Consider the following 24,540-nt stretch of genomic DNA (forward strand, 5'->3'; position numbering starts at 1 on the left):
CGAAAGCGGTGTGTCAGTCACAGTTATATAAACTGACCCGGCGCATTCGCGAGCAAGCCCGCTCCCACATTGGCCCATTCTCATCTTTAGATTCCCAGCGTTTTCGCCATGCGGCAATGCGAAGCCTTACTGTTTAGCCGATGCAGGTGTATCGTATCTGCCCTTTGCGGGCCCCTGGCCTGCGGCCGATACGTGAGGTTGTTGTGTCCCGATCCTTTTCCCGTCGACAAATCCTGGGTGGCCTGGCAGGCCTGGCCGTCGTGGGCGTCGGTGCCGGGGGCGCCTATCGCTACTGGCTGGGGAAAGTCGCCGAGGCGCAGGCGGGCCACGATTACGAGCTGATCGCCGCACCGTTGGACGTGGAGCTGGTGCCCGGCCACAAGACCGAAGCCTGGGCGTTCGGCCCCTCGGCGCCGGGTACCGAGTTGCGTGTGCGCCAGGGCGAGTGGCTGCGGGTGCGTTTTATCAACCACCTGCCGGTCGCCACCACCATCCACTGGCACGGCATTCGCCTGCCCCTGGAAATGGACGGCGTGCCCTACGTCTCGCAACTGCCGGTACTGCCCGGTGAATATTTCGACTACAAATTCCGCGTGCCCGATGCCGGCAGCTACTGGTATCACCCGCACGTGAACAGCAGCGAAGAACTCGGCCGTGGCCTGGTCGGTCCGCTGATTGTTGAAGAGCGCGAGCCCACCGGCTTCAAACACGAATGCACCTTGAGCCTGAAAAGCTGGCACGTGGACGAAGAGGGCGCATTTGTCGCCTTCAGCGTGCCCCGTGAAGCGGCGCGTGGTGGCACGGCCGGGCGGTTGTCGACCATCAATGGCGTGCCCCAGGCGGTGATTGACCTGCCTGCCGGGCAGATCACCCGTGTGCGCTTGCTCAACCTCGACAACACCCTGACGTATCGCCTCAATATCCCCGACGTTGAAGCGCAGATCTACGCACTGGATGGCAACCCCATCGAGCCGCGCCCACTGGGCAAGGAATACTGGCTCGGCCCAGGCATGCGCATTTGCCTGGCGATCAAGGCCCCGCCGGCGGGTGAAGAACTGTCGATCCGTAACGGCCCGGTGCGCCTGGGCACTTTCCGTTCAGTGGCCAATACCGACGCACCCACCGAATGGCCGCCCGCGCTGCCTGCCAACCCGATTGCCGAGCCGGACCTGGCCAATGCCGAGAAACTCAACTTCAATTTCGAGTGGGTCGGCAGCGTGTCGGTGGATGACGGCAAACCGCCGAGCCTGTGGCAGATCAACGGCAAGGCCTGGGACATCACCGACAAGACCTGCGCCGACCGCCCGATTGCCAGGCTTGAGAAGGGCAAGAGCTACATTTTCGAATTGAAGAACATGACCCAGTACCAGCACCCGATTCACCTGCACGGCATGAGTTTCAAGGTGATCGCCTCGAACCGCCACAAGGTGGTCCCGTATTTCACCGACACCTACCTGCTCGGCAAAAACGAGCGTGCGCGCGTGGCGTTGGTGGCCGATAACCCAGGCGTGTGGATGTTTCACTGCCACGTGATCGACCATATGGAAACCGGCCTGATGGCCGCCATCGAGGTGGCGTGATGCGCCAGATTCGCCCCGCGGCGATTATCGACCGCAGCCGTGACCAGCACTTCATGCGTGAAGCCCTGGCCCTTGCCGCCCAAGGTGCCGAACTGGGCGAAGTGCCCGTGGGCGCGGTGCTGGTGCAGGACGGTGAAATCATCGGCCGTGGCTTCAACTGCCCCATCAGCGGCAACGACCCCAGCGCCCATGCCGAAATGGTCGCCATCCGCGCCGCCGCGCAGGCGATCAGTAACTATCGGCTGGTGGGCAGCACGCTGTATGTGACGCTGGAACCGTGCAGCATGTGCGCTGGTTTGATTGTGCATTCGCGCATCGCACGGGTGGTGTATGGCGCGCTGGAGCCCAAGGCCGGGATTGTGCAAAGCCAGGGGCAGTTTTTTACCCAGGGTTTTTTGAACCACCGGGTGCTGTATGAAGGCGGGGTGTTGGCCGAGGAATGCGGCACGGTGCTGAGTGAGTTCTTCAAGGCCCGCAGAGCTCGTTAATGATCGTTCCCACGCTCCGCGTGGGAATGCCTCTTGTGACGCTCTGCGTCACGCTTTGGGACGCAGAGCGTCCCTGGCTGCATTCCCACGCGGAGCGTGGGAACGATCTGTTTGGGGCTACTTTTTGGCGATGATCACCGCCCGCATTGGCGCCGGCAGCCCTTCGATGGTCTTGCTGTGATCCTCCGGGTCCAAAAAATCACTCAGCGACTGATACTTCATCCACTCCGTGCCGCGTTGTTCCGCAACCGTGGTTACGCTCACATCCACACACCGCACTTCGCTGAAACCCGCGCGGCGCAGCCACAGCATCAGCGCCGGCACCGACGGCAGGAACCACACGTTGCGCATCTGCGCGTAGCGGTCTTCCGGCACCAGTACTTGCTGCTGGTCGCCGTCCACGACCAGGGTTTCCAGCACCAGCTCGCCACCTTTGACCAGGGTGTCCTTGAGCGCCAGCAGATGCTCGATCGGCGAGCGGCGGTGATAAAACACGCCCATGGAAAACACCGTATCGAAGCCTTCCAGGTTCGACGGCAGGTCTTCAAACGGGAACGGCAAGTGCCAGGCCTTCGGTTCGGACAAGTAGCGCTGCACCGCCTGGAACTGGCAGAAAAACAGCCAGTTCGGGTCCACGCCAATCACGCTGTCGGCGCCCGCGCCGAGCATGCGCCACATGTAATAGCCGTTGCCGCAGCCCACATCGAGGATGCGTTTGCCGTTCAAATCCAGGTGCGGCGCCACCCGCGACCACTTCCAGTCCGAACGCCATTCGGTGTCCACGTGCACGCCGAACAGGTTGAACGGGCCTTTACGCCACGGGCTCAGGCCCATCAGCGCGGTGTGCATTTGCGCGCGGGTAGCGTCGTCGCAAGCGGTATCAAGCGTCAGGCCATTGAGCAAATCGACGTCGCTGGGCTGGATCTGCGGCAGTGCGTCCAGCGCACTCTGCCAGCGCTCCAGGTCGCCATGACCCTTTTCCATCTTGCTGTCGAGCTGCGCTTGCAGGCCCTGGGCCCACACGGCCAGAGGAGTGCCGACCAAATGGCGGGCGAGGGGGGACAAATCAATCATGGCAAGGCAATCAACGAGGCAAAGTTAAGACACTGGAACCACGGCACGACTTTCGAGAACCCGGCCGCCAGCAGGCGTTCGCGGTGTTCTTCAAGGCTGTCGGGCTTCATGACGTTTTCGATGGCGCTGCGCTTCTGGGCAATTTCCAGTTCGCTGTAGCCGTTGGCGCGTTTGAAGGCGATATGCAGATCGGTGAGCAGTGCGTGTTCTTCGGCATCGTTGAAACGCAGCTTTTCCGAGAGGATCAACGCCCCGCCTGGCAGCAGCGACTGGCGGATACGCCCGAGCAACGCCAGGCGTTGGTCGGGCGCGATAAATTGCAGGGTGAAGTTCAACGCCACCACTGAAGCGGGCTGGAATTGCAGCGCGAGAATGTCGCCCTCGATCACCTCAACCGGCAGCAACTCCTGGAACATCGAGTCTTGCCCGTTGAGGTATTCGCGGCAACGCTCGACCATCGCTGCGGAGTTATCCACCGCAATCACTCGGCAGCCGTCGGTGCGCACGTGGCGACGCAACGCTTGGGTCACTGCGCCAAGGGACGAACCGAGGTCGTAGAGCACGCTGCCCGGTTGGGCAAATTGCGCCGCGAGCACGCCGAGGTTCTCGACGATGGTCGGGTAACCCGGCACCGAGCGCTTGATCATGTCCGGGAACACCCGCACCACGTCCTCGTTAAAGGCGAAGTCCGGCACCTGGGGCAGGGGCTGGGCGAATAGGCGATCGGGTTCTTTGCTCACGGTTGTTCCGGCGACGAGGGGGAAAGGCCGGCATTTTAGCCAAGTTGGCCCTCGTGTGCGCGGGTTGTCTGATGGAAAGCCGAGGCCGTGATGCCCCACTGGCCGAGCCAGTAGGTGATGATCAGCAAATACGGCGCCGCATCGAAAGCCAGCACAAAACGATTGATGCCGATCAGCGTGTCGGAAAACACAAACGACACCGCTCCCGCTGCCGCAAGCCCGGCCGAGCGTTTCGGCACCTCACTGCCCAGCCGCGCCAGTGCGCGCCAGAGCATGGCACTGATCACCAGCGCGTAAACCACCACCGGCACCAACAAGTCGCCCAGGCCGTGGGAAATCAGAATGCTCAACAAAATCGCACCGACCGCCAGCGCCAATACCAAGGGCAACACCGCCAGGCGGCGGCAATCGCTGAAATAAGCTTTCAAATACGCCAGGTGCGCAAACAGGAACGCGCCAAGGCCAAAGATAAACAGGTCGCCCGGCCAGGCGAGCAGCACATCGCCGACCAGGGAAAAAATCAGCCCCAGGCTGATCCAGCGTCGATAGTCGGTGGGCGGCGCATCATGCAGCCAGCCCAGCAGTGCCAGCACCGGCAGTGGTTTGACCAGCAGGCACAACAAGGTGGCGTGGGTGGTCAGGCCATAGATAAAGGTGCCGGCGCCCATCAGCGCGAGGATCAGCCATGGCATATCAGTTCACCGTAATGGCGCAGTCGAAGGTTTCGGCAGGTTCGGCTTCCGGCTCCCAGGGTTGCTGGGAGGTCAGGCGCAAACGGCCTTGACCCGCCGCGAAGGCCTGGAAGCGCCAGGTCGACTGGCCGCCGCCCCCGATCACACCGGATTCGCTGCTGCTGTAGACCTCCGGGCTCAAAGCGCGCAACACGCCGCCGGCAGAATCCTGGATGGCCCAGCGGTAGCCGGTGGTGGGGTTGCTCTGCAAGGTAAGGATCAGGTTTTGTCCGGTTTTAAGCTGGAGCGGGCAGGCGCTCTGGTTATCCACGCTGACGTTTTGCTTGGGGGCACTGGCGCATCCGGCCAGCAGGGCAAGGCTCAAGGGGAGAAACAGGCGGGCAGCGGTCATGGGGGCTCCGTTCATTCACGACGAAGGGCGAGCATAACCGAAGATGAGACAGGGTGTGACAAGCGGGGAGATCGTTCCCACGCTCCGCGTGGGAATGCAGCAAGGGACGCTCTGCGTCCCAACAGCCGACGCAGAGCGTCCGGGGAGGCATTCCCACGCAGAGCGTGGGAACGATCTGATCAGAACAAGACCTTCGCCACGTCAGCAAAACGCTTGGCAAAGTGCACCGTCATGCCTTCCTTCAGGTACTCCGGCAATTCCTCAAAGCTGCCACGGTTCGGCTCCGGCAAAATCAGCTCATGAATCTTCTGACGCCGCGCCGCAATCACCTTCTCGCGTACCCCGCCAATCGGCAGCACATGCCCGGTCAAGGTCAGTTCACCGGTCATGGCCACGCCTTTTTTCGGCGGCTGGTTGCGTGCCAGCGACAGCAACGCACTGGCCATGGTCACACCCGCGCTCGGGCCGTCTTTGGGTGTGGCGCCTTCCGGCACGTGCAGGTGCACGAAGGCTTCATCGAAGAACTTCGGATCCCCACCAAACGACTTCAGGTTCGAGCTGATGTAGCTGTAGGCAATCTCGGCGGACTCTTTCATCACTTCACCCAACTGCCCGGTGAGTTTGAAGCCGCGGTTGAGCGTATGAATGCGCGTTGCCTCAATCGGCAAGGTCGCGCCGCCCATGCTGGTCCAGGCCAGGCCGGTGATCACACCGGTGCCGGACAGCACTTGCTCGTTGCGGAAGACCGGCATGCCCAATGAGCTTTCCAGGTCCTTGTTGCCGATCTTGATCACCGAGGCCGGCTCATCCAGCAACTTGACCACCGCCTTGCGCACCAGTTTGCCCAGCTGTTTCTCCAGCTGGCGCACCCCGGCTTCCCGCGCATAACCGTCGATCAAGGCGCGCAGGGCGCCGTCGCTGATGCTCAGGCTGGTTTTCGCCACGCCGGCTTTTTCCAGCTGCTTGGGCCACAGGTGGCGTTTGGCAATGGCGACTTTTTCTTCGGTGATATAGCCCGACAGGCGAATCACTTCCATCCGGTCCAGCAACGGGCCGGGGATCGAGTCCAGGGTGTTGGCGGTGCACACGAACAGCACTTTGGACAGGTCCAGGCGCAGGTCCAGGTAGTGGTCGAGGAATTCGACGTTCTGCTCCGGGTCCAGGGTTTCCAGCAGCGCCGACGCCGGGTCGCCCTGGAAGCTCTGGCCCATCTTGTCGATCTCGTCGAGCATGATCACCGGGTTCATCACTTCCACATCTTTAAGCGCCTGAACCAGCTTGCCCGGCAGGGCGCCGATGTAGGTGCGGCGATGGCCCTTGATCTCGGCCTCGTCGCGCATGCCGCCGACGCTGAAGCGGTAGAACGGCCGGCCCAGGGATTCGGCGATGGATTTACCCACACTGGTCTTGCCCACGCCTGGCGGGCCGACCAGCAGCACGATGGACCCGGCGACTTCGCCCTTATAGGCACCCACCGCCAGGAACTCGAGGATACGGCTCTTGATATCGTCAAGGCCCGCATGGTGCTTATCCAGCACCTTGCGTGCGTGTTTGAGGTCGAGTTTATCTTCGCCATACACGCCCCACGGCACGGAAGTGGCCCAGTCCAGGTAGTTGCGCGTAACCGCGTATTCCGGCGAGCCGGTTTCCAGGATCGACAGTTTGTTCATTTCTTCACTGATGCGTTTCTGCGCCTGGGTCGGCAACACTTTGCCCACCAGGCGTTGCTCGAACTGTTCGACGTCGGCGCTGCGGTCATCCTTGGTCAAGCCCAGCTCTTGCTGGATGACCTTGAGTTGTTCCTTGAGGAAGAACTCGCGCTGATGCTCACCGATCTTGCGGTTCACCTCGGCGGAAATCTCTTTTTGCAGGCGCGCAACTTCAACTTCCTTGCGCAGCATCGGCAGCACTTTTTCCATGCGCTTGAGCATGGGCACGCAGTCCAGCACTTCCTGCAACTCGTTACCGGTGGCCGAGGTGAGCGCGGCGGCGAAGTCGGTGAGCGGTGACGGGTCGTTGGGGCTGAAGCGGTTGAGGTAGTTCTTCAGCTCTTCGCTGTACAGCGGGTTGAGCGGCAACAGCTCTTTGATCGCGTTGATCAGCGCCATGCCGTAGGCCTTGACCTCATCGGTCGGCTCGGTGGGCTGGTGCGGGTATTCGACTTCCACCAGGTACGGCGGGCGATGGTGCTTGAGCCAGGTCTTGATACGCACGCGGGTCAGGCCCTGGGCGACAAATTGCAGCTTGCCGTTTTCGCGGCTGGCGTGGTGCACCTTCACCAGCGTGCCGTACAGCGGCAGGCTGGAGGTGTCGAAGTGGCGCGGGTCTTCGGGGGGTGTGTCCATGAAAAACAGCGCGAGCGAGTGGTGGTCGGATTTGCTCACCAGCTCCAGGGTTTCGGCCCACGGCTCTTCGTTGACGATGACCGGCAATACCTGCGCCGGGAAAAACGGCCGGTTGTGGATCGGGATGATATAGACCTTGTCCGGCAGGTTTTGCCCAGGCAGGGCCAGGCCGGTGTTGGACGAGGTTTCGTGTTCAGCGTTTTCAGGGTCGGCGTAATCGTTCAGGTCGATGTCCGGGAATTCTTGCTGGTCGCTCATGGGGCACCTGCATAAGGAAGTATGCAGGTTAGATGGGGCGGGGTTGCGGTGGTTTCAATGGTGGGCGTGAGATAGCAACATATTGCATGAAATTTCTAAAACGACGCTGAGTCCATGTGGGAGTGAAGTCAGCTGATTTTGTGCAGGTAGGCCGGCAGCGGCTGCTCCGGTAATACCGACAGCACCTTAAGCCGCTGCAACATCCGCTGCCGCGCCCGCTGCAAATGCTCGCGCAAGTTCAGCGCCGCCGCATCAAATGCCCCATGCAGCAACAACTCCAGAATCAGGCGATGTTCGGCGAGCATGGCAGGATCTGCGCCGATCCCCAGTAAACGGTAAAAAATACGACTGATGATCATCGGGCTCTGGCCCTGGCGGATCAGCGCGGCGATCTTGCGGTTTTGCAAGCCCGCCAGGCAGCGTTGGTGCAAGTCTTCTTCGATCTGCTCGATGGTTTCCAGGCTGCAGTGCGGGCTTTGCTGGGCCTCCAGCACGCGCTGCAACATCGCTTCGAGCAGCTCGCGGTCCAGGTTTGGCGCGCTCTGGCGCAGCGCCTCGGGTTCCAGGCAAGCGCGCAATTCGTAGTCTTCGGTGACTTCCCGCGCGGTCAATGGTCCGGCCAACCACTGGGAGTAGGGTTCTTTTTCCACCAGGCCACGGTCGCGCAGGCGCATCAGCGCTTCACGCACCACGGCACGGCTGACGCCGTAGTGGTCGGCGGCGGCTTGCTCGTCCAGGCGGTAATGGCCAAAAGCGATGCAGGTGGACAGCGCCGCGCCGATTTCCTCGACGATCCGCTCACCCAGCGGCCGCGTATCCACCCACTCAGCCTCGCCATCAAGGCCCAGATGCGCCTGGCTCAGGGGCAAGCGCAGCGGCTCCATGGCCAGGCCTTTGGGGTTGATCAGGTAACCCCGGCCATTGAAGCGGCAGATCAGGCCCTCGTTATGCAGCAGGTCCAGAGCCTTGCGTACCGGCACGCGGCTGGTGCCGAAGAGTTCGGCCAGGGGCGCTTCCAGCAGCACCAGCCCATGGCGCGCGGTGCCGTTGACGATCGCATTACGCAACACTTGGTGAATCATCGCGTAACGGGAGGCCGAGGCGGACACTGCTTTCATCGTGTTCTCTTGGGCGTGTAGGAAAGTGGCCGGGGATTCTCTCATAGATGAGCCTGTCACTCCGCGCCACAGGGGTGGCACTTTTTTGGGGCCGGAAAGAGAAAAACGTTACTTTTCGCACCAAAATGTATTTATTAATAAAAGATACATTATTTCAATTGGGGCTAGCCTCATCACTCACGTCACTTTTTTTTACAGACCGCAAAACCATCTATCCCGCAGTTGTTGGCGATAAACCTTACGGGAACGACAACAGGTCCAAAGAGACTGGCACGAAATCTGCCTTTGTAAAATGTACATTTTATTAATATGTACGTTTTGTGAGGGTCATCTCGATGTCAGACGCCACCTCAATGGCCCAGGACTTTGCCAGCGGTCGCAACGACCCGGTGCAGGCGCTGGAACAGGCACTCGTCCACGCGAGCATGGCGCCCAGTGTGTTTATTTCCCTGACCGCCGAGCGCGCACGCCGTGAGGCCGAGGCGGCAGCCGCGCGCTGGCGTGCCGGCCAGCCCTTAAGCTTATTCGACGGCGTGCCACTGGCCTGGAAGGATTTGTTCGACGTGGCCGGCAGCATCACCACTGCAGGCGCCGCCTATCGCCGCAACGCTGCGCCGGCCTTGATCGATGCGCCCAGTGTCGGGCTGTTGTGCCGCGCCGGAATGGTCAGCCTCGGCAAGACCAACCTCAGCGAACTGGCGTATTCCGGGCTGGGCCTGAACCCGCATTTCGGCACGCCCCATAACCCCAGTGGCAGCGATCAACCGCGTATCCCCGGCGGCTCTTCGTCGGGCTCGGCGGTCGCGGTGGCGGCGGGGATCGTGCCCATCGCCATGGGCACCGACACGGCCGGCTCGATCCGCATTCCCGCAGCGCTCAATGGTGTGGTGGGCTATCGCAGCAGCTGTCGACGCTACAGCCGCGACGGCGTATTCCCGTTGGCGCACACCCTCGACAGCCTCGGCCCGCTGACCCGCAGCGTACGCGATGCGCTGGCCATCGACGACCTGCTCAACGGCCGCACGCAACAGCACGTCGCCCGTAGCCTCAAGGGCCAGCGTTTTGTGCTTGAGCAGGGCGCGCTGGAAGACATCGAGCCTGCCGTGCGCAATAACCTGCTGCGCGCGGTGGACCAGCTTAAGGCCGCCGGTGCGCTGATCGAGGTGCGCGCATCAGCCACCTTCCAGGCCACCCTCAACCTGATCAAGCAGGACGGCTGGCTCGGCGCATTCGAAGCCTTCGCCCTGCACGAAAACCTGTTGGACAGCAGTGATGCCGAGCAACTCGACCCGCGTGTGCGCCGGCGCCTGGAGGCCGCACGTGAATTGCCCGCCAGCCAATTGCTGCACCTGATCGACGTGCGCCGCCGCTTGCAGCTCCAACTGGTCGATGAGCTCGACGGCGCCGTGCTCATCACCCCGACGGTCGCCCATGTCGCCCCGGCGCTGGCACCGCTGCAAGCCGACGACGAGCTGTTCGTCAAAACCAACCTCGCCACCCTGCGCCTGACCATGCCCGGCAGTTTGCTCGACATGCCTGGCGTCAGCCTGCCCAGCGGCCGTGACGCCCTGGGCTTGCCCACCGGTCTGCTGCTCAGCACCCCGAGTGGCGAAGACGCGCGCCTGCTCAGGGCCGCGCTGTCGGTCGAAACCACCCTGAACTTTTAAGGAGACATACCATGGCTAAAGACATTCTCTGCGCATTTGGCGTCGACGTAGACGCCGTCGCCGGCTGGCTCGGTTCCTACGGCGGTGAAGACTCGCCGGACGACATCTCCCGCGGCCTGTTCGCGGGTGAAATCGGCGCGCCGCGCCTGCTCAAACTGTTCGAGCGCTACGGCCTGCGCACCACTTGGTTTATCCCCGGCCACTCGATGGAAACCTTCCCCGAGCAGATGAAAGCGGTGGCCGATGCCGGCCACGAAATCGGCGTGCACGGCTACAGCCACGAAAACCCGATTGCGATGACCGCCGAGCAGGAAGAGATCGTGCTGGATAAATCCATCGAGCTGATCACTCAAGTCACCGGCAAACGCCCGACCGGTTATGTCGCGCCCTGGTGGGAATTCAGCAAGGTCACCAACGAGCTGCTGCTGAAAAAAGGCATCAAGTACGACCACAGCCTGATGCACAACGACTTCCACCCGTACTACGTGCGCAAGGGCGACAGCTGGACCAAGATCGATTACAGCCAGCACCCGGATACCTGGATGAAACCTTTGGTGCGCGGCGAAGAAACCGACCTGGTGGAAATCCCGGCCAACTGGTACCTCGACGACCTGCCGCCAATGATGTTCATCAAAAAAGCCCCCAACAGCCACGGCTTCGTCAACCCGCGTCACCTGGAAGAAATGTGGCGCGACCAGTTCGACTGGGTCTACCGCGAACACGAACACGCGGTGTTCACCATGACCATCCACCCCGACGTGTCCGGTCGCCCGCAAGTGCTGTTGATGCTCGAGCGCCTGATCGAACACATCCAGAGCCATGCCGGTGTGCGCTTCGTCACCTTCGACGAAATTGCCGACGACTTTATCCGCCGCCAACCGCGTACCTGACCCCTTTGCCCATCCCCCCGAGGCGCGATTATGTCCATCTACAACAAGCTTGACCTGACTGGCTGGAAACCCCGGCAACTGACGTCCCAGGAGGTGCGCTTTGCCACCTGGATCGCGTTTTTTGCCTGGGTGTTTGCGGTGTATGACTTCATCCTGTTCGGCACCTTGCTGCCGGAGATCGGCCGGCACTTTGGCTGGGGCGAAGTGGAGCAAGCTGAAATTGCAACGTGGGTGGCGGTGGGCACGGCGGTGGTCGCCTTTGCGATTGGCCCGGTTGTGGACAAGTTGGGCCGGCGCAAAGGCATTATTTTTACCGTGGCCGGTTCCGCACTGTGCTCGGCGCTCACCGCGATTGGCGGTGCGTGGGGCAAGTCGCCGCTGATTCTGATTCGTTCGCTGGGTGGCCTGGGCTATGCCGAGGAAACCGTCAACGCCACCTACCTGAGCGAGTTGTACGGCGCTTCCGAAGACCCGCGACTGACCAAGCGCCGTGGGTTTATCTACAGCCTGGTGCAGGGCGGCTGGCCGGTGGGCGCGTTGATCGCGGCCGGGTTGACTGCGCTGTTGCTGCCGATTATCGGCTGGCAGGGGTGTTTCATCTTTGCAGCGATCCCGGCCGTTGTGATCGCGATCATGGCGCGCAAACTCAAGGAGAGCCCGCAGTTCCAGATCCACCAGCGCATCAGCGAGCTGCGTAAAAGCGGCGCGGTAAAAGAAGCGCAAAACGTCGCCGTGACCTACGGCGTCGACTACGACGAACACAGCAAGGCTGGCCTTAAAGCCGCCTTCCGTGGCCCGGCCCGGCGCGCCACGCTGGTGATCGGCGCCGCGCTGTTGCTCAACTGGGCAGCCATCCAGGTGTTCAGCGTGCTCGGCACCTCGGTGATCGTCAGCGTGCACCACATCTCGTTCGAAAACTCGCTGATCATCCTCGTGCTCTCCAACCTGGTGGGTTACTGCGGCTACCTGACCCACGGCTGGATGGGCGACAAGATCGGCCGCCGCAATGTTATCGGCCTGGGCTGGATGCTCGGCGGCCTGGCATTTGCCGGGATGCTGTTTGGCCCAAGCAATATGCCGATGGTGGTGGGGCTGTACAGCCTGGGCCTGTTCTTCCTGATCGGGCCGTACTCGGCGGCGTTGTTCTTTATCAGTGAGAGTTTCCCGACCAGCATCCGTGCCACCGGCGGCGCGATCATCCATGCCATGGGCCCGATTGGTGCAGTGGTCGCAGGGTTTGGCGCCACCCAGGTGTTGTCCGCCGGCAGTGATTGGCAGACCGCCGCGCTGTGGTTCGGCGCGCTGCCGTGCTTCTTGTCCGGTGCGCTGATGTTTGCCGCACGCCATGTGCGCCCGGAAACCGTTCAGTAAGGAGTGTCAGATGAGCCGTAAAGTTGCCTTGATTACCGGTGCCGCCAGCGGCATCGGCCAAGCCCTCGCCGTGGCGTATGCGCGCAGCGGCGTGGCGGTGGTCGGCGGGNTTTCCCCGCCGATCCCCATGACCCGCATACCACCGTGGCCCTGGTAAAAGAAGCCCGCGGTGAATGCCTGATGTTGCCGCTGGACGTGGGCAATAGCGCCTCGGTAGACGCCCTGGCCGAGGCCGCCGTGCAGCACTTCGGCCGTCTCGATTACGCCGTGGCCAACGCCGGCTTGCTGCGCCGTGCGCCATTGCTGGAGATGACCGATGAACTGTGGGACGAGATGCTCAATGTCGACCTCACGGGGGTGATGCGCACCTTTCGCGCGGCAAGCCGGCACATGAAAGAGGGCGGCGCGCTGGTGGCGATTTCATCGATTGCCGGCGGTGTGTATGGCTGGCAGGAACACAGCCATTACGCGGCGGCGAAGGCGGGTGTGCCGGGGTTGTGCCGTTCGCTGGCGGTGGAGTTGGCGGCGCTGGGGATTCGTTGCAATGCGGTGATTCCGGGGTTGATCGAGACGCCGCAGTCGCTGGATGCGAAGAACTCCTTGGGGCCGGAAGGCCTGGCCAAGGCCGCGCGGGCGATTCCGTTGGGGCGGGTAGGGCGGGCGGATGAGGTGGCGTCGCTGGTGCAGTTTTTGACCAGTGAGGCGTCGAGTTATTTGACTGGCCAAAGCATCGTTATCGACGGTGGTTTAACCGTGCGCTGGCCCGACTGACTGGATACGATTTAAAAATGTGGGAGCGGGCTTGCTCGCGAATGCGCCGTGTCAGTCGATGCATTTGTTACTGACCCACCGTATTCGCGAGCAAGCCCGCTCCCACATTGGAACTGTGTTTGTCCAAGGAGACTTGTATGTCCCAACTCATTAACCGTCGCGCCGTAATCACTGGCGCCGGCAGCGGCATCGGTGCCGCCATCGCCCGTGCGTACGCCGCCGAGGGCGCACGCTTGCTGCTGGCCGACCGTAACGCCGCCAGCCTCGCCGAAACCGCGATCACCTGCCGCAACCTTGGCGCCGAGGTGGTCGAGTGCCTGGCCGATGTGGGCAGCGTCGAAGGCGCCCAGGCCAGTGTCGACCGCTGCGTCGAGCACTTCGGCGGTATCGACATTCTGGTCAACAATGCCGGCATGCTCACCCAGGCACGCTGCGTCGACCTCTCCATCGAAATGTGGAACGACATGCTGCGCGTCGACCTCACCAGTGTGTTTGTCGCCAGTCAGCGCGCCCTGCCGCACATGGTCGCGCAGCGCTGGGGCCGCATCATTAATGTGGCCTCGCAACTGGGCATCAAGGGCGGCGCCGAGTTGACCCACTATGCCGCGGCCAAGGCCGGAGTGATCGGTTTCACCAAATCCCTGGCGCTGGAAGTGGCCAAGGACAACGTGCTGGTCAACGCCATCGCACCCGGCCCGATCGAGACGCCGTTGGTGGGCGGCATCAGCCAAGACTGGAAGCGCGCCAAAGCCGCCGAGTTGCCCCTGGGCCGCTTCGGCCTGGCCGATGAGGTGGCGCCGACCGCCGTGCTGCTGGCCAGCGAGCCGGGCGGCAACCTGTTTGTCGGTCAGACCCTTGGCCCGAACTCCGGCGATGTCATGCCATGAGTGAGGTGTAAACATGTGCGGACTCTGCGGCTTGCTCGGTGAAGACCTGCACTGGAGCGACCCCTTGGGCGATGAACTGCCCAGACGCCGCGAGCGCCTGCGCCGCATTGCGGCGATCAATCAGGTGCTGGCGGTGTTCCGGCTCAAGGTCGAAGACTTCCAGGGCGCGTCCTATCTGTTGTTGGGCGCTACCGGCAAGCAGGCATTGGCGAGTGGCCTGGATCAACTCTGGCAGGCGGCGGAGAGGATGCTCGGGCGCCCGTTGGACCCGCTTGACCCGCGTGTACTCGATCATCTGGAGTCGTCATGAGCATTGCCCTTAATGTCATCACCGGCTTCCTCGGCAGTGGCAAAACCACGCTGCTCAAGCGGTTGCTGCAAGGCGAAAGCCTCGGTGATACCGCGCTGTTGATCAATGAATTCGGCGATATCGGCATCGACCATCTGTTGGTGGAAGAGGTCGCGCCAGACACCGTGCTGCTGCCCAGCGGCTGCGTGTGCTGCTCGATTCGCGGCGAGTTGAAAGACGCGCTGCTCGGCCTGTTGCAACGCCGTGAGCGCGGCGAGATCCCGGCGTTCAAACGCGTGATCCTGGAAACCACCGGGCTGGCCGACCCGGCGCCGATCCTCGCGACATTAAACAACGACGTGCAACTGCGTGGGCGTTTTCACATTGGCCTGGTGATCACCTTGGTCGATGCCAGCCACGCCGAACTGCAGGAGCGCCTGCACCCTGAGTGGTTGGCCCAGGTGGCGGCGGCAGACAGGCTATTGCTGAGCAAGACTGATCTGGCTGGCGACAGCGATTCACTGCGCACGCATTTACAGGCGCTTAACGCTGGCACCCCAATCCTCAATACTCATGAGATCCACAGCGGCGACCAGTTGCTGCTCGGCGAAGGTTTGCGCAGCGCCGAACCCGCGGCTGAAGTCAGCCGCTGGCAGCTGCATCGCACCACCACAGCGAGCCACGGTGCTGCCCAGGTATGCTGCCTGACGTTCGAGCAGCCGCTGGATTGGGTGGGCTTCGGGGTGTGGTTGTCGATGCTGTTAAGATGCCACGGCGAACGAATCCTTCGCGTCAAAGGACTGCTCAACGTGAACGCCAGCTCCGCCCCTATCGTCATTCATGGCGTGCAGCATTGCCTGCATGCTCCGGTGCATTTGCCTGCATGGCCTGGCACCGATCGCCAGTCACGCCTGGTGTTTATCCTGCGTGGCCTCGACCCGGCGCTGTTGCGACGCTCGTTTGAGGTGTTCTCACGGCGGTTTGCGGCATGATCACATTGCGTGTCCTTGGTACGTCCGTGACCTTGCTGGAATGCCTGCGCGTGCGCGCCGAACAGGAGCTGGGCATCCGCCTGGTGTACCAGGTACACGATGTAGCGCAGGCCCAGCGCATTGCGGTGATGCAACCCGAAAGTTACGACCTGTACGACCAGTGGTTCCACAACGTCGACTTCGTGTGGCCGGCGCGGGCGATCCAGCCCATCGACACACGGCGTATTGCGTTGTGGCATGAGATCAACGACCTGCCCAAGCGCGGCCGGCTGTCGGCCAGCGACCGCCTGGGCAGCGGCAGCGTGCCCAGTGAGCGCCTGTTCGTGCAGCACGACGGCAGCCTCGGCAGCACAGTGACCGAGCGCATCAGCATGCTGCCGCTGACCCACAATGCCGACAGTTTTGCCTACCGTCCCGAGCGTTTGCCCGACGGCTTCAGCCACGGCAATGAAAGCTGGGGCTGGCTGCTCGACCCGGCCTGGCGCGCGCGTACCGCGTTGCAAAGTGACGCGGCGATTGGCGCGCTGGATGCAGCGTTGGCCGTGCAGGGCGCGGGGCTGGCGCGGTTCAAGGACATCGGCAACATGAGCATCGAAGAGATCGATGTGCTGGCCGACATCCTGGTGCGCAAGCAGAAGGAAGGGCACTTCGCCGCGTTCTGGTCCGATGATGAAGAAGCCGCGCAGTTGATGCTCAGCCCGAGCATCGATATCCAGAGCCTGTGGTCGCCGACCTTGATGCGCCTGCACCGTGCGGGTGTGAAGTACCGCTTGGCGGTGCCGCGTGAAGGCTATCGCGCCTGGTTTGGCGGCTTGTCGTTGTCGCGTCATGCCCAGGGCCCGGTGCTGGATGCGGCGTATGCCTATCTCAATTGGTGGTTGTCCGGCTGGCCGGGCGCGATGATGGCCCGCCAGGGTTACTACATCGGCAACCCGGCGCGCACCCGCGACCATTTGAGCAGTGCCGAGTGGGATTACTGGTACGCCGGCCTGCCGGCCCGCGAGGAGTTGCTTGGCAGTGACGGGTTGCCGTTGATCGACATCGGTGAGGTGCGTGATGGCGGCTCCTACGAGCAACGCATGGGGCATATCGCGGTGTGGAACTCGGTGATGGATGAGCACAACTACCTGGTGCGCCGCTGGGGCGACTTTATGCGCGCCCGCAGCGTTTAAGCCGGATCGTTCCCACGCTCCGCGTGGGAATGCAGCCTCGGACGCTCCGCGTCCCACGCTTGACGCGCCTGTTCCGCCAATAAAATGGCGTTAAAGTCCCCGTCCCAATTGGGTGTACTTATCCCAAGTCCCAGCTAATCTGCTTAAAACAACTATTCAATTTAAATGGATGTTTTTTTGACGTCAGATCAGCTTCGCCAGGGATGCGTATGACCAAGGGACCCAGCGGCACAGAGAGGCGAACGCAGCCGCAGGGGTCGGCCATGCGGTGGCGCCACACGTTCCAGACCCGTATCGCCGGGGTGCTGGCGCTGTTGTTGCTGGTGGTGGTGGCGGCCACTTACTTTGCGGTCAAGGTTGCCACCACCCGCGCCGTGGAAAACCAGGCCCAGGTTCAGCTCAGCACGGGCATCCAAGTCTTTGAACGCCTGTTGGACCTGCGCGGGCGCCGCCTGCAATACGGGTTGGACTGGCTGACCGTGGACGGTCCTTTCAAACAAGCGGTGATCGACGCCAAGGCCGATTCGATTCTGGCGGCGTTGCGCCGGCATGGCACCGGGATCCACTCCACCGAGGTGTTTGTGCTTGGCCTGGATGGCAAGGTGATGGTCAGCACCTTGCCGGTGTTGGTGCAGGGCGCGGTGTTTCCTTATGCACAGGCCCTGCGTCATGCGCGGCGCAGTGGCCAGCAAATGCTCATCGTCGCCATGGACGGCCAGCCCTATTTACTGGTGCAGGACCAAGTGCTCGACCCGCAGCCTATCGCCCGTGTGGTCATGGGCTTGCCCATGGACAAGCTGTTCGCCAATGAACTGCGCTCCATGAGCAACCTTGAAGTGTCGTTCCTCAGTGAGCAGGACGGCCGCGTCGGCCAGTTGTTCAGCACTCAGCCTGAGGCCTATCAAGACACCGTCATCAGCCTGATGCGCGACGCCCACCCCAACCCCGAGGCGCAGATCAATGGGTTCCACGGGCAGCGTGTACTGAGCCAGGTGCTGCCGCTGGCCAACACCGGCGATGGCGATCAAGTGCGCGTGTTGCTGCAAAGCCCGCTGGACCATGCGCTGGAATCCTTTGCGCCGCTGGACCGGCAGTTCCTCGGCATCGCCCTGGCGGTGCTGTTGGTGTCGCTGGTGGCCGCATTGGTTTTGGCGCGACGTGTGTCGCGCCCGCTCACTGCCCTGGTGGAAGCCGCTGAACGCATTGGTGCCGGTGACTACCGCACGCCGGTGCGGGTGCGCAGCCACGATGAATTCGGCTTGCTGGCCCGCGCCTTCAACGCCATGCAAAGCGGCATCGCTGTGCGCGAACGGCAATTGGCGCATAACGCCCTGCATGATCCGCTCACCGGCTTGCCCAACCGCGCCCTGGCCATGGAGCGCCTGGGCAGTGCGATCAGTGCGCGGCGGCCGGTGGTGTTGCTGTACCTGGGGATCGAAAACTACCGGGTGATCAACGAAGGGTTCGGCCCTCAGGGCGTCGAAGCGATGCTGCGTGAGGCCAGCCGCTGCCTGTCCATGAGCCTGTTGGCCAGCGACACTGCGGCGCGCATCGCCGGCAGTGAGTTTTTGCTGTTGCTGGAAAACACCGAAATCGACCGCGCCGTGGCCCGCGCCGACCGCCTTTACGGGCTGCTCACTGAGCCACAGCGCATCGGCAATGACGAGGTGCGCCATGAAGTCAGCATCGGCATTGCCGCGTACCCCGCCGACGGCCAGCAGGTCGAAGAGTTGATCAGCCGTGCGGCCATTGCCCGGCATGATGCGGCGAGCCTGCCGGGGCATTTGCAGATCTACCAGCAAGACCGCGACCTTGCACACCAGCGCCAGATCACCCTGATCCGCGACCTGCGCCGGGCGGTGGTCGAGGGCGAATTGTTCCTGTGTTACCAGCCCAAGCTCGACCTCAAACACGGCCATGTGCGCCAGGCTGAAGCCTTGTTGCGCTGGCAGCACCCGACCCTGGGCCAGGTCTCGCCCACCGAATTTATCCCACTGGCCGAGCGCACCGGCAGCATGGGCAGCCTGACCTTGTGGGCGATCGAGGAAGCCATCCGGCAAATGGCCGAGTGGTCGCAGCGCGGTTTGCCCATTCAGCTGTCGGTGAATATTTCGGTGGACGACCTGGCCGATGATGACTTGGCCGTTCGCGTCACGGCCTTGTTGATGCAATACGACGTGGCGGCTGAGCAGTTGATCTTCGAGATCACCGAAAGCGCGATCATGCATAACCCGCAACAGGCCCTCAGTGTGCTGGAACAACTGCGTGGCTGCGGCATCAGCCTGTCGGTGGATGACTTCGGCACTGGCTATTCATCGCTGGCGCAATTGCAGCGTTTGCCGGTGCAGGAATTGAAGATCGACCAGTCGTTTATCCGCAACCTCGACAGCGCCAGTGGCGACGGCGTGATCGTGCGTTCGACCATCGAAATGAGCCACAACCTGGGGCTCAGGGTGGTGGCTGAAGGGGTGGAATTCGAGCCCAGTCTGAAGTTGCTCAGGCAGTGGAAGTGCGACACGGCGCAGGGGTACCTGATCAGTCGGCCGTTGAATGCCATGGCGTTTGAGAGGTGGATGCGCCGCGAGCGGGTGGTGCTATGAGGCATTCCTGTGGGAGCTGGCTTGCCTGCGATAGCGGTGTATCAGTCACCTGATGCACTAACTCAAAGACCTCATTCGCAGGCAAGCCAGCTCCCACATTGGCGCCTCACAGGGCACAAAAAAGGCGGCTACCCGTGAAGGTAGCCGCCTTTGTTTTACCGCCGGTTCAGCTTAATCCGGCAGTTTGAACGCCATCACATAGTCACCCTGCTTGGTGCCCAGCGAGCCGTGACCGCCGGCCATGACCAGCACGTATTGCTTGCCGTCCTTGCCGGTGTAGGTCATCGGTGTGGTCTGCGCGCCTGCTGGCAGGCGGCCTTCCCACAGTTGCTTGCCGTTTTTAACGTCATAGGCACGCAGGTACTGGTCGAGGGTGCCGCTGAGGAACGCGACGCCGCCGGCGGTGGTGAATGTACCGCCCAGGCTAGGCACGCCCATGGTCAGCGGGATCGGAACCGGCGAGCTATCACGCACGGTGCCGTTCTTGTGCATCCAGAGGGTCTGATGATTGGTCAGATCGACCGCCGCCACATAACCCCATGCCGGTGCCTGGCACGGCAGGCCCAAAGGCGACAGCAGTGCTTCGAGGATCACGCCGTACGGCGCACCTTTGTTCGGCTGCACGCCTTCGGTTTCGCTGACGCGCGGGCCTTGCTTGGCAATCTCGGCGGCCGGGATCAGTTTCGATTTGAACGCCATGTAGCTCGGGTTCACGAAAGCAATCTGACGCACCGGATCAACCGAGATACCGCCCCAGTCGAACACGCCGAAGTTGCCCGGGTAAACGATCGAGCCTTGCAGCGATGGCGGGGTGAATGGGCCGTCGTAGCGCATGGATTTGAAATCGATACGGCACAGCATCTGGTCAAACGGCGTTACGCCCCACATGTCGCGTTCTTTCAACGGCGGCGGCATGAAGTTGAGGTCGGACTTCGGCTGGGTCGGCGAGGTGTGATCACCGGCCACTGCGCCTTGCGGTACAGGGATTTCGTTGATCGGCACCACCGGCTTGCCGTTGCTGCGGTCCAGCACGTAGATGCTGCCTTGCTTGGTCGAGGCCATGACTGCTTGCTTGACGCCGTCAGCGGTCTTGATGTCGATCAGCGAAGGCTGGCCGCCCACGTCCATGTCCCACAGGTCATGGTGAGTGAACTGGAAGGTCCACTTCACGTGGCCGCTGTCGATGTCCAGAGCGGTCAGGCCGGCGCTGTATTTTTCCGAATCTTCGGTACGGTCGCCGCCGTATTGGTCAGGCATCTGGTTGCCCATCGGCAGGTAGAGCATGCCGAGTTTTTCATCGACGCTGAACATGGACCACATGTTCGGCGAGTTGCGGGTGTAAGTCTTGCCCTCGGCCAACGGGGTGGTGTCGTCCGGGTTGCCGCTGTCCCAGTTCCACACCAGTTTGCCGGTGTGCACGTCGAACGCACGGATCACGCCGCTAGGCTCGTCGGTGGAGACGTTGTCGGTCACGTGACCGCCGATCACGACCAGGTTCTTGGTCACGGCCGGTGGCGAAGTGGAGTAGTAACCGCCGGGGGCGAAGCTGCCGATGTTGGCACGCAGGTCGACCTGGCCTTTATCACCGAAGTCTTCGCACATCTTGCCGGTGTCGGCGTTCAGGGCGATCAGACGGGTGTCGGCAGTCGGTACGAAAATGCGTTTCGGGCAGACGGCGCTGACAGGGGCAGCGCTGGCGCTGCCGGTCGGGCTTTGTTCGGAAGCGTAGACGGCGTCATCGTGATACGACACGCCACGGCAGGTCATGTGCGCCCAACCTTTGAAGTTCGCGGCACCCTGGCTGCTGATCTTCGGGTCGAAACGCCAGATTTCCTTGCCGGTGTCCGGGTCCAGGGCAATCACCTGGCTGTGCGGCGTGCACACATAGAGCATGCCGTTGACTTTCAGCGGGGTGTTTTCTGCGGTGGTTTCACCGGGATCGCCTGGGCCTGGGATGTCACCGGTACGGAAGGTCCACGCCGGCACCAACTTGTGGGCGTTTTCCGGGGTGATCTGCGCCAGTGGCGAGTAACGATCACCGAAGGCCGAGCGGCCATAGGAATTCCAGTCGCCATCGGCCTGTGTCGGTGCAGCGCTGGCCATGCCTGGCGCGGCGTCGCGCTCCAGTTGGCCGGTCTTGACCATCTCACCGGGGTTGGTGAACTGGCTGGCCAGGGCGGCAGCGCCCGCCAGCACCACGGCTACGCTCAGCGCGCCCGTGCCCAGCGGCGCGGGTTGGCCGCGCAGCAACGGACGGCGAAACCACGGCAGCAGCATGACGATGCCCAAGGCGAACAGCAGGGCCAGGCGCGGCACCAATTGCCACCAATCCAGGCCGACTTCCCACAGTGCCCACACGGTACTGGCAAACAGCACCAGCGCGTACAGGCCCAGTGCTGCGCGGCGGGTAGCCAGCAGCAGAAGGCCGGTCAGCGCGATTCCGATACCGGCCAGCAGGTAGTACAGCGACCCGCCGAGCATGCTCAGCTTGACGCCGCCAGCCAGCAAGGCCAGCCCCATGATCAGCAGCAAGACGCCTAGCAGCCTGGGCAGCAGGCGGCTTGGGCTTGAGGCACCATCAGTGCTCATAGTGTGTTTCTCCGTTACGTTGGAATTATGTAACCCCGTGCTTCACTGTAGATGACGATTCGGCGCGGGCTTGGTTCAGCGTTAATTTGAGTTTTTCTGGGGATAAGTCGGTTATCCACAGGCGGGCGATTGAATCCCACGCGCGGGTCGGTTTAAGACAGCGCTGTCTTTAAGGCAGGGGAAATTCGACAAGATGGGATCGACCGCAGGCGTGAAACGTTTCAGTTTGTTGCGGCAAGGATAAAGCGCCTTCTCGTTTTGAGAAAGCGTAATTAGAGAGATGCATCATTTCAGATCTGGTAACAGTGACAGAACGTCGCTGCAGGAATGCCTGTAAAGCCAAGCTTGTGTGGGAGCTGGCTTGCCTGCGATAGCATCACCGCAGTACCACTGGAAAACCGCGGTGCTGCTATCGCGGGCAAGCCCGGCTCCCACAGGAGCCGGCTGCCACACGGGATTTGCGCTGCTGTTTAGAAGGTGGTGCGCACGCCGAATTGCACGCTTCTGCCCGGTGCCGGGGCGATATCGCGCAGGATCGAACTGGCATAACGCACGGTCTGGTTGGTGAGGTTTTCGCCATTGACGAATGCCAGCCACTGGCTGCCGCCCACATTGAAGTGGTAACCGGCGCTGGCGCCCAAGGTGGTGTAGCCGTCGGTGCCGCTTTCGTTATCCGGCACACGCCCTTGGCCCGCCGCGTGTTCCACGTCGATCCGCGCCTGCCAGCGGTCCAGCTCCCACAGCAAGCCGCTGTTCAAGCGCAGCGGCGCAATACGTGGCAAGGCTTCGCCAGTGTCCAGGTTGGTGGCGCGGGTGTAATCGCCCGACAGCTCCAGGGCGAACTTGCCGTAGGCGCCTTCGCCGAGTTTCCAGTGATCCTGGGCTTCAAAGCCGGCGAAACGTGCACGCACGCCGGAGTATTTGTATTGCGGGATACCGCCCGCGTCTTCTTCACCTTCATCGTTCAGCGTGCGGCCTGTGCCCAGCAAGCCGATGTAGTTGGAGAAGCGGCTATAGAACACGCCGAAACTGCCCTTGTGCGTGCCATTGTCAAAGCGCAGTGCCAGGTCGCTGGACACGGCTTTTTCTTTCTTGAGGTTGGCATCACCCAACTCGTAAGTGCCGGTGGCGACATGGGCACCGTTGGCATACAGCTCGTAGAAGGTTGGCGCGCGCTCGGTGTAGCCCAGTGTCGCGGCCAGTGACCACACCGGCGTAAGGCTGTACACCGCGCCGGACGACAGGCTGCCGGCGGTAAAGTCAGTGGATTTATCGGCGCCGGCAAAGCGCGCATTGCCCTTGGCGTTCGGGTCGACATTGGTATGCTCCACACGCCCGCCAAGGCTGAGCTTGAGGCGCTCGGTGGCCTGCATTTCTTCGAGGATAAACAGCGCGCCGGCGTTGGTGTCGGTCTGCGGCACAAAGGCTTCTTCGCCCAGGGCCGAGAACTCATTGCGCGTCACTTGGGCGCCGACCACGCCATCAAACGGGCCGAGCGGCTGGTGGCGCGCTTCGACGCGGGCTTCATAGCCCTTGTTCTTGAAGGTCGTGCCGGTTTCGCCGCCTTCGATTTCACGGTGCTCGTAATCGGTGTAGCCCGCGTCGAGTTTCACCGAGGTAAACGGGCCTTGCAGGTTGCGGATCTCGGACGCAAAGGCGTAGTGATCCTGCTTCATGCGGATGCGTACGTCTTGTTCAGCGGGTGAGCCGTAGTTGCTGTCGTAGTTGCTGTAAGACAGCCCGGCATAACCGTCGTCCCAGGTGTAGGAACCGCCGACCGCGCCGCCATCCTGGCGCCCGTCGCTGTTGCCCAGCCGGCCATTTTTGCCGGGGCCGTCTTCGGTCTCGGGGGCATGGCGGCTGCGGGCCTGGCCGGGGATTTTGAGGTCGTTGAATTCCCGCGCATTTGCGTCCAGGTGCAAGGCGAAGGTGCCGTTGCCGGCTTCCAGTTTGCCCGCGCTGCTGCGGGTGGTGTCGGCGCCGCCGTAACGCAGTTCACCGGCGCCGTGGATGCCTTCGATGGCTTCGGTGGGAATGCGGTTGTCGAAGGTGTTGACCACGCCGCCGATGGCGCTGCCGCCGTACAACAGCGCCGCCGGGCCACGTACGATTTCGATGCGGTCGACGTTGATCGGGTCCAGTGGCACGGCGTGGTCATAGGACAGCGACGAGGCATCCAGCGCGCCCACGCCGTTGCGCAGCACGCGAATACGGTCGCCATCCTGGCCACGAATGATCGGGCGGCTGGCGCCTGGGCCGAAGTACGACGACGACACGCCAGGCTGCTTGTTCAGGGTTTCGCCGAGGCTGCCTTTTTGTTGCAGGGTCAGGTCGTCGCCCTCGAGCACCGTGGTGGGCGAGGCGAGTTGTGCGCCGCCCAGGGGGTTGCCGGTAATGACTTGGGGTTGCAGTTCCAGGGCGTGGGCTTCGGAGCCGATCAACAGGGCGGCGGCAAGCGGGGTCAAGCGCCACAGAGAGGAGAGGGACATCAAACATTCCTTGGTAAAGGCACAGAAAAGAGAAGGCTTAAAACGGTATCGGCTTTGATAAGTATCGTTACAATATAACATCTCTTTTTTGCCTGAAAAGGGGAACTTTTTCCCAGGGGCTATATTCAATGCAGTGC

Annotated in this window: 18 protein-coding genes and 1 pseudogene; 11 read left to right on the plus strand and 8 right to left on the minus strand. The window is 62.3% G+C overall.

Going from position 1 to position 24,540, the window contains the following annotated elements; translation table 11 throughout:
• Positions 1-203 precede the first annotated feature (203 nt).
• Together BFP92_RS06495 and tadA are read left to right on the plus strand one after the other, a co-directional pair.
• Positions 204-1,580 carry a multicopper oxidase family protein gene (locus BFP92_RS06495; RefSeq protein WP_065929280.1) on the plus strand — a complete coding sequence of 459 codons (1,377 nt, stop codon included), beginning with the start codon at positions 204-206 and terminating at the stop codon, positions 1,578-1,580.
• Positions 1,580-2,068 carry a tRNA adenosine(34) deaminase TadA gene (gene tadA / locus BFP92_RS06500; RefSeq protein ID WP_065912675.1) on the plus strand — a complete coding sequence of 163 codons (489 nt, stop codon included), beginning with the start codon at positions 1,580-1,582 and terminating at the stop codon, positions 2,066-2,068. The genes BFP92_RS06495 and tadA overlap by 1 nt, the downstream gene beginning before the upstream one ends.
• A 117-nt stretch (positions 2,069-2,185) precedes the next feature.
• On the opposite strand, the gene cmoB is transcribed toward tadA, so the two are convergent.
• The 6 genes from cmoB to BFP92_RS06530 all read right to left on the minus strand — a co-directional run bounded on the left by cmoB (position 2,186) and on the right by BFP92_RS06530 (position 8,686).
• Positions 2,186-3,142, minus strand: coding sequence for a tRNA 5-methoxyuridine(34)/uridine 5-oxyacetic acid(34) synthase CmoB (gene cmoB / locus BFP92_RS06505; RefSeq protein WP_065912677.1), 957 nt, complete (start codon positions 3,140-3,142; stop codon positions 2,186-2,188).
• The gene (gene cmoA / locus BFP92_RS06510) at positions 3,139-3,882 is read right to left on the minus strand and encodes a carboxy-S-adenosyl-L-methionine synthase CmoA (RefSeq protein ID WP_065912679.1); all 744 of its coding nucleotides are present in this window, start codon (positions 3,880-3,882) and stop codon (positions 3,139-3,141) included. Before cmoA ends, cmoB begins: the two co-directional genes overlap by 4 nt.
• A 35-nt stretch (positions 3,883-3,917) precedes the next feature.
• A complete protein-coding gene (locus tag BFP92_RS06515) occupies positions 3,918-4,574 on the minus strand; it encodes a lysoplasmalogenase (protein WP_065912681.1) in 657 nt (218 codons plus the stop codon).
• Between the two features lies 1 nt (position 4,575).
• Positions 4,576-4,965 (minus strand): protease inhibitor I42 family protein, encoded by a 390-nt coding sequence (locus tag BFP92_RS06520; RefSeq protein ID WP_065912683.1) that lies wholly within the window; start codon positions 4,963-4,965, stop codon positions 4,576-4,578.
• Positions 4,966-5,144: 179 nt separating this feature from the next.
• Entirely contained in the window at positions 5,145-7,568 is a 2,424-nt protein-coding gene (gene lon / locus BFP92_RS06525; protein WP_065912685.1) for an endopeptidase La, read from the minus strand.
• A 128-nt stretch (positions 7,569-7,696) separates the two neighbouring features.
• Entirely contained in the window at positions 7,697-8,686 is a 990-nt protein-coding gene (locus BFP92_RS06530; RefSeq protein WP_065912687.1) for a GntR family transcriptional regulator, read from the minus strand.
• A gap of 335 nt (positions 8,687-9,021) precedes the next feature.
• Here BFP92_RS06530 and BFP92_RS06535 point away from each other — a divergent pair, with 335 nt between their 5' ends.
• The 9 genes and pseudogenes from BFP92_RS06535 to BFP92_RS06575 all read left to right on the plus strand — a co-directional run bounded on the left by BFP92_RS06535 (position 9,022) and on the right by BFP92_RS06575 (position 19,325).
• Positions 9,022-10,353: an amidase gene (locus BFP92_RS06535; protein WP_065912689.1), complete on the plus strand. Its 1,332-nt coding sequence runs from the start codon at positions 9,022-9,024 to the stop codon at positions 10,351-10,353.
• Between the two features lie 11 nt (positions 10,354-10,364).
• Entirely contained in the window at positions 10,365-11,243 is an 879-nt protein-coding gene (locus tag BFP92_RS06540; protein WP_003234086.1) for a polysaccharide deacetylase family protein, read from the plus strand.
• 30 nt (positions 11,244-11,273) lie between these two features.
• The gene (locus BFP92_RS06545) at positions 11,274-12,614 is read left to right on the plus strand and encodes an MFS transporter (protein ID WP_065912690.1); all 1,341 of its coding nucleotides are present in this window, start codon (positions 11,274-11,276) and stop codon (positions 12,612-12,614) included.
• Positions 12,615-12,624: 10 nt separating this feature from the next.
• Positions 12,625-13,385, plus strand: a pseudogene (locus BFP92_RS06550) (SDR family NAD(P)-dependent oxidoreductase).
• A 137-nt stretch (positions 13,386-13,522) separates the two neighbouring features.
• Positions 13,523-14,272, plus strand: a complete 750-nt coding sequence (locus BFP92_RS06555) for an SDR family NAD(P)-dependent oxidoreductase (RefSeq protein ID WP_065912691.1) — start codon at positions 13,523-13,525, stop codon at positions 14,270-14,272.
• Between the two features lie 13 nt (positions 14,273-14,285).
• Positions 14,286-14,582, plus strand: coding sequence for a hypothetical protein (locus tag BFP92_RS06560; RefSeq protein ID WP_065912692.1), 297 nt, complete (start codon positions 14,286-14,288; stop codon positions 14,580-14,582).
• Positions 14,579-15,553, plus strand: a complete 975-nt coding sequence (locus BFP92_RS06565) for a CobW family GTP-binding protein (protein ID WP_065912695.1) — start codon at positions 14,579-14,581, stop codon at positions 15,551-15,553. Before BFP92_RS06560 ends, BFP92_RS06565 begins: the two co-directional genes overlap by 4 nt.
• Positions 15,550-16,725: an ABC transporter substrate-binding protein gene (locus tag BFP92_RS06570; protein WP_056858869.1), complete on the plus strand. Its 1,176-nt coding sequence runs from the start codon at positions 15,550-15,552 to the stop codon at positions 16,723-16,725. Before BFP92_RS06565 ends, BFP92_RS06570 begins: the two co-directional genes overlap by 4 nt.
• Positions 16,726-16,988: 263 nt before the next feature.
• Positions 16,989-19,325 (plus strand): putative bifunctional diguanylate cyclase/phosphodiesterase, encoded by a 2,337-nt coding sequence (locus BFP92_RS06575; RefSeq protein ID WP_065912697.1) that lies wholly within the window; start codon positions 16,989-16,991, stop codon positions 19,323-19,325.
• Between the two features lie 171 nt (positions 19,326-19,496).
• On the opposite strand, the gene BFP92_RS06580 is transcribed toward BFP92_RS06575, so the two are convergent.
• Both BFP92_RS06580 and BFP92_RS06585 read right to left on the minus strand, forming a co-directional pair.
• Positions 19,497-21,914, minus strand: coding sequence for a glucose/quinate/shikimate family membrane-bound PQQ-dependent dehydrogenase (locus tag BFP92_RS06580; RefSeq protein ID WP_065912699.1), 2,418 nt, complete (start codon positions 21,912-21,914; stop codon positions 19,497-19,499).
• A gap of 470 nt (positions 21,915-22,384) precedes the next feature.
• The gene (locus BFP92_RS06585) at positions 22,385-24,403 is read right to left on the minus strand and encodes a TonB-dependent receptor (protein WP_065912701.1); all 2,019 of its coding nucleotides are present in this window, start codon (positions 24,401-24,403) and stop codon (positions 22,385-22,387) included.
• Positions 24,404-24,540: the final 137 nt, after the last annotated feature.

The sequence above is a fragment of the Pseudomonas sp. 58 R 3 genome, from assembly GCF_900006605.1.
GTDB lineage: Bacteria > Pseudomonadota > Gammaproteobacteria > Pseudomonadales > Pseudomonadaceae > Aquipseudomonas > Aquipseudomonas salomonii.

What these genes read in the sequence shown, in the direction of transcription:
- BFP92_RS06515 (WP_065912681.1), bottom strand. Translation starts at nt 4,574, where the DNA reads ATGCCATGGCTGATCCTCGCGCTGATGGGCGCCGGCACCTTTATCTAT.
- BFP92_RS06560 (WP_065912692.1), top strand. Translation starts at nt 14,286, where the DNA reads ATGTGCGGACTCTGCGGCTTGCTCGGTGAAGACCTGCACTGGAGCGAC.
- BFP92_RS06520 (WP_065912683.1), bottom strand. Translation starts at nt 4,965, where the DNA reads ATGACCGCTGCCCGCCTGTTTCTCCCCTTGAGCCTTGCCCTGCTGGCC.
- cmoB (WP_065912677.1), bottom strand. Translation starts at nt 3,142, where the DNA reads ATGATTGATTTGTCCCCCCTCGCCCGCCATTTGGTCGGCACTCCTCTG.
- BFP92_RS06535 (WP_065912689.1), top strand. Translation starts at nt 9,022, where the DNA reads ATGTCAGACGCCACCTCAATGGCCCAGGACTTTGCCAGCGGTCGCAAC.
- BFP92_RS06545 (WP_065912690.1), top strand. Translation starts at nt 11,274, where the DNA reads ATGTCCATCTACAACAAGCTTGACCTGACTGGCTGGAAACCCCGGCAA.
- BFP92_RS06540 (WP_003234086.1), top strand. Translation starts at nt 10,365, where the DNA reads ATGGCTAAAGACATTCTCTGCGCATTTGGCGTCGACGTAGACGCCGTC.
- tadA (WP_065912675.1), top strand. Translation starts at nt 1,580, where the DNA reads ATGCGCCAGATTCGCCCCGCGGCGATTATCGACCGCAGCCGTGACCAG.
- BFP92_RS06585 (WP_065912701.1), bottom strand. Translation starts at nt 24,403, where the DNA reads ATGTCCCTCTCCTCTCTGTGGCGCTTGACCCCGCTTGCCGCCGCCCTG.
- BFP92_RS06575 (WP_065912697.1), top strand. Translation starts at nt 16,989, where the DNA reads ATGCGGTGGCGCCACACGTTCCAGACCCGTATCGCCGGGGTGCTGGCG.
- BFP92_RS06570 (WP_056858869.1), top strand. Translation starts at nt 15,550, where the DNA reads ATGATCACATTGCGTGTCCTTGGTACGTCCGTGACCTTGCTGGAATGC.
- BFP92_RS06530 (WP_065912687.1), bottom strand. Translation starts at nt 8,686, where the DNA reads ATGAAAGCAGTGTCCGCCTCGGCCTCCCGTTACGCGATGATTCACCAA.
- BFP92_RS06555 (WP_065912691.1), top strand. Translation starts at nt 13,523, where the DNA reads ATGTCCCAACTCATTAACCGTCGCGCCGTAATCACTGGCGCCGGCAGC.
- BFP92_RS06580 (WP_065912699.1), bottom strand. Translation starts at nt 21,914, where the DNA reads ATGAGCACTGATGGTGCCTCAAGCCCAAGCCGCCTGCTGCCCAGGCTG.
- lon (WP_065912685.1), bottom strand. Translation starts at nt 7,568, where the DNA reads ATGAGCGACCAGCAAGAATTCCCGGACATCGACCTGAACGATTACGCC.
- BFP92_RS06565 (WP_065912695.1), top strand. Translation starts at nt 14,579, where the DNA reads ATGAGCATTGCCCTTAATGTCATCACCGGCTTCCTCGGCAGTGGCAAA.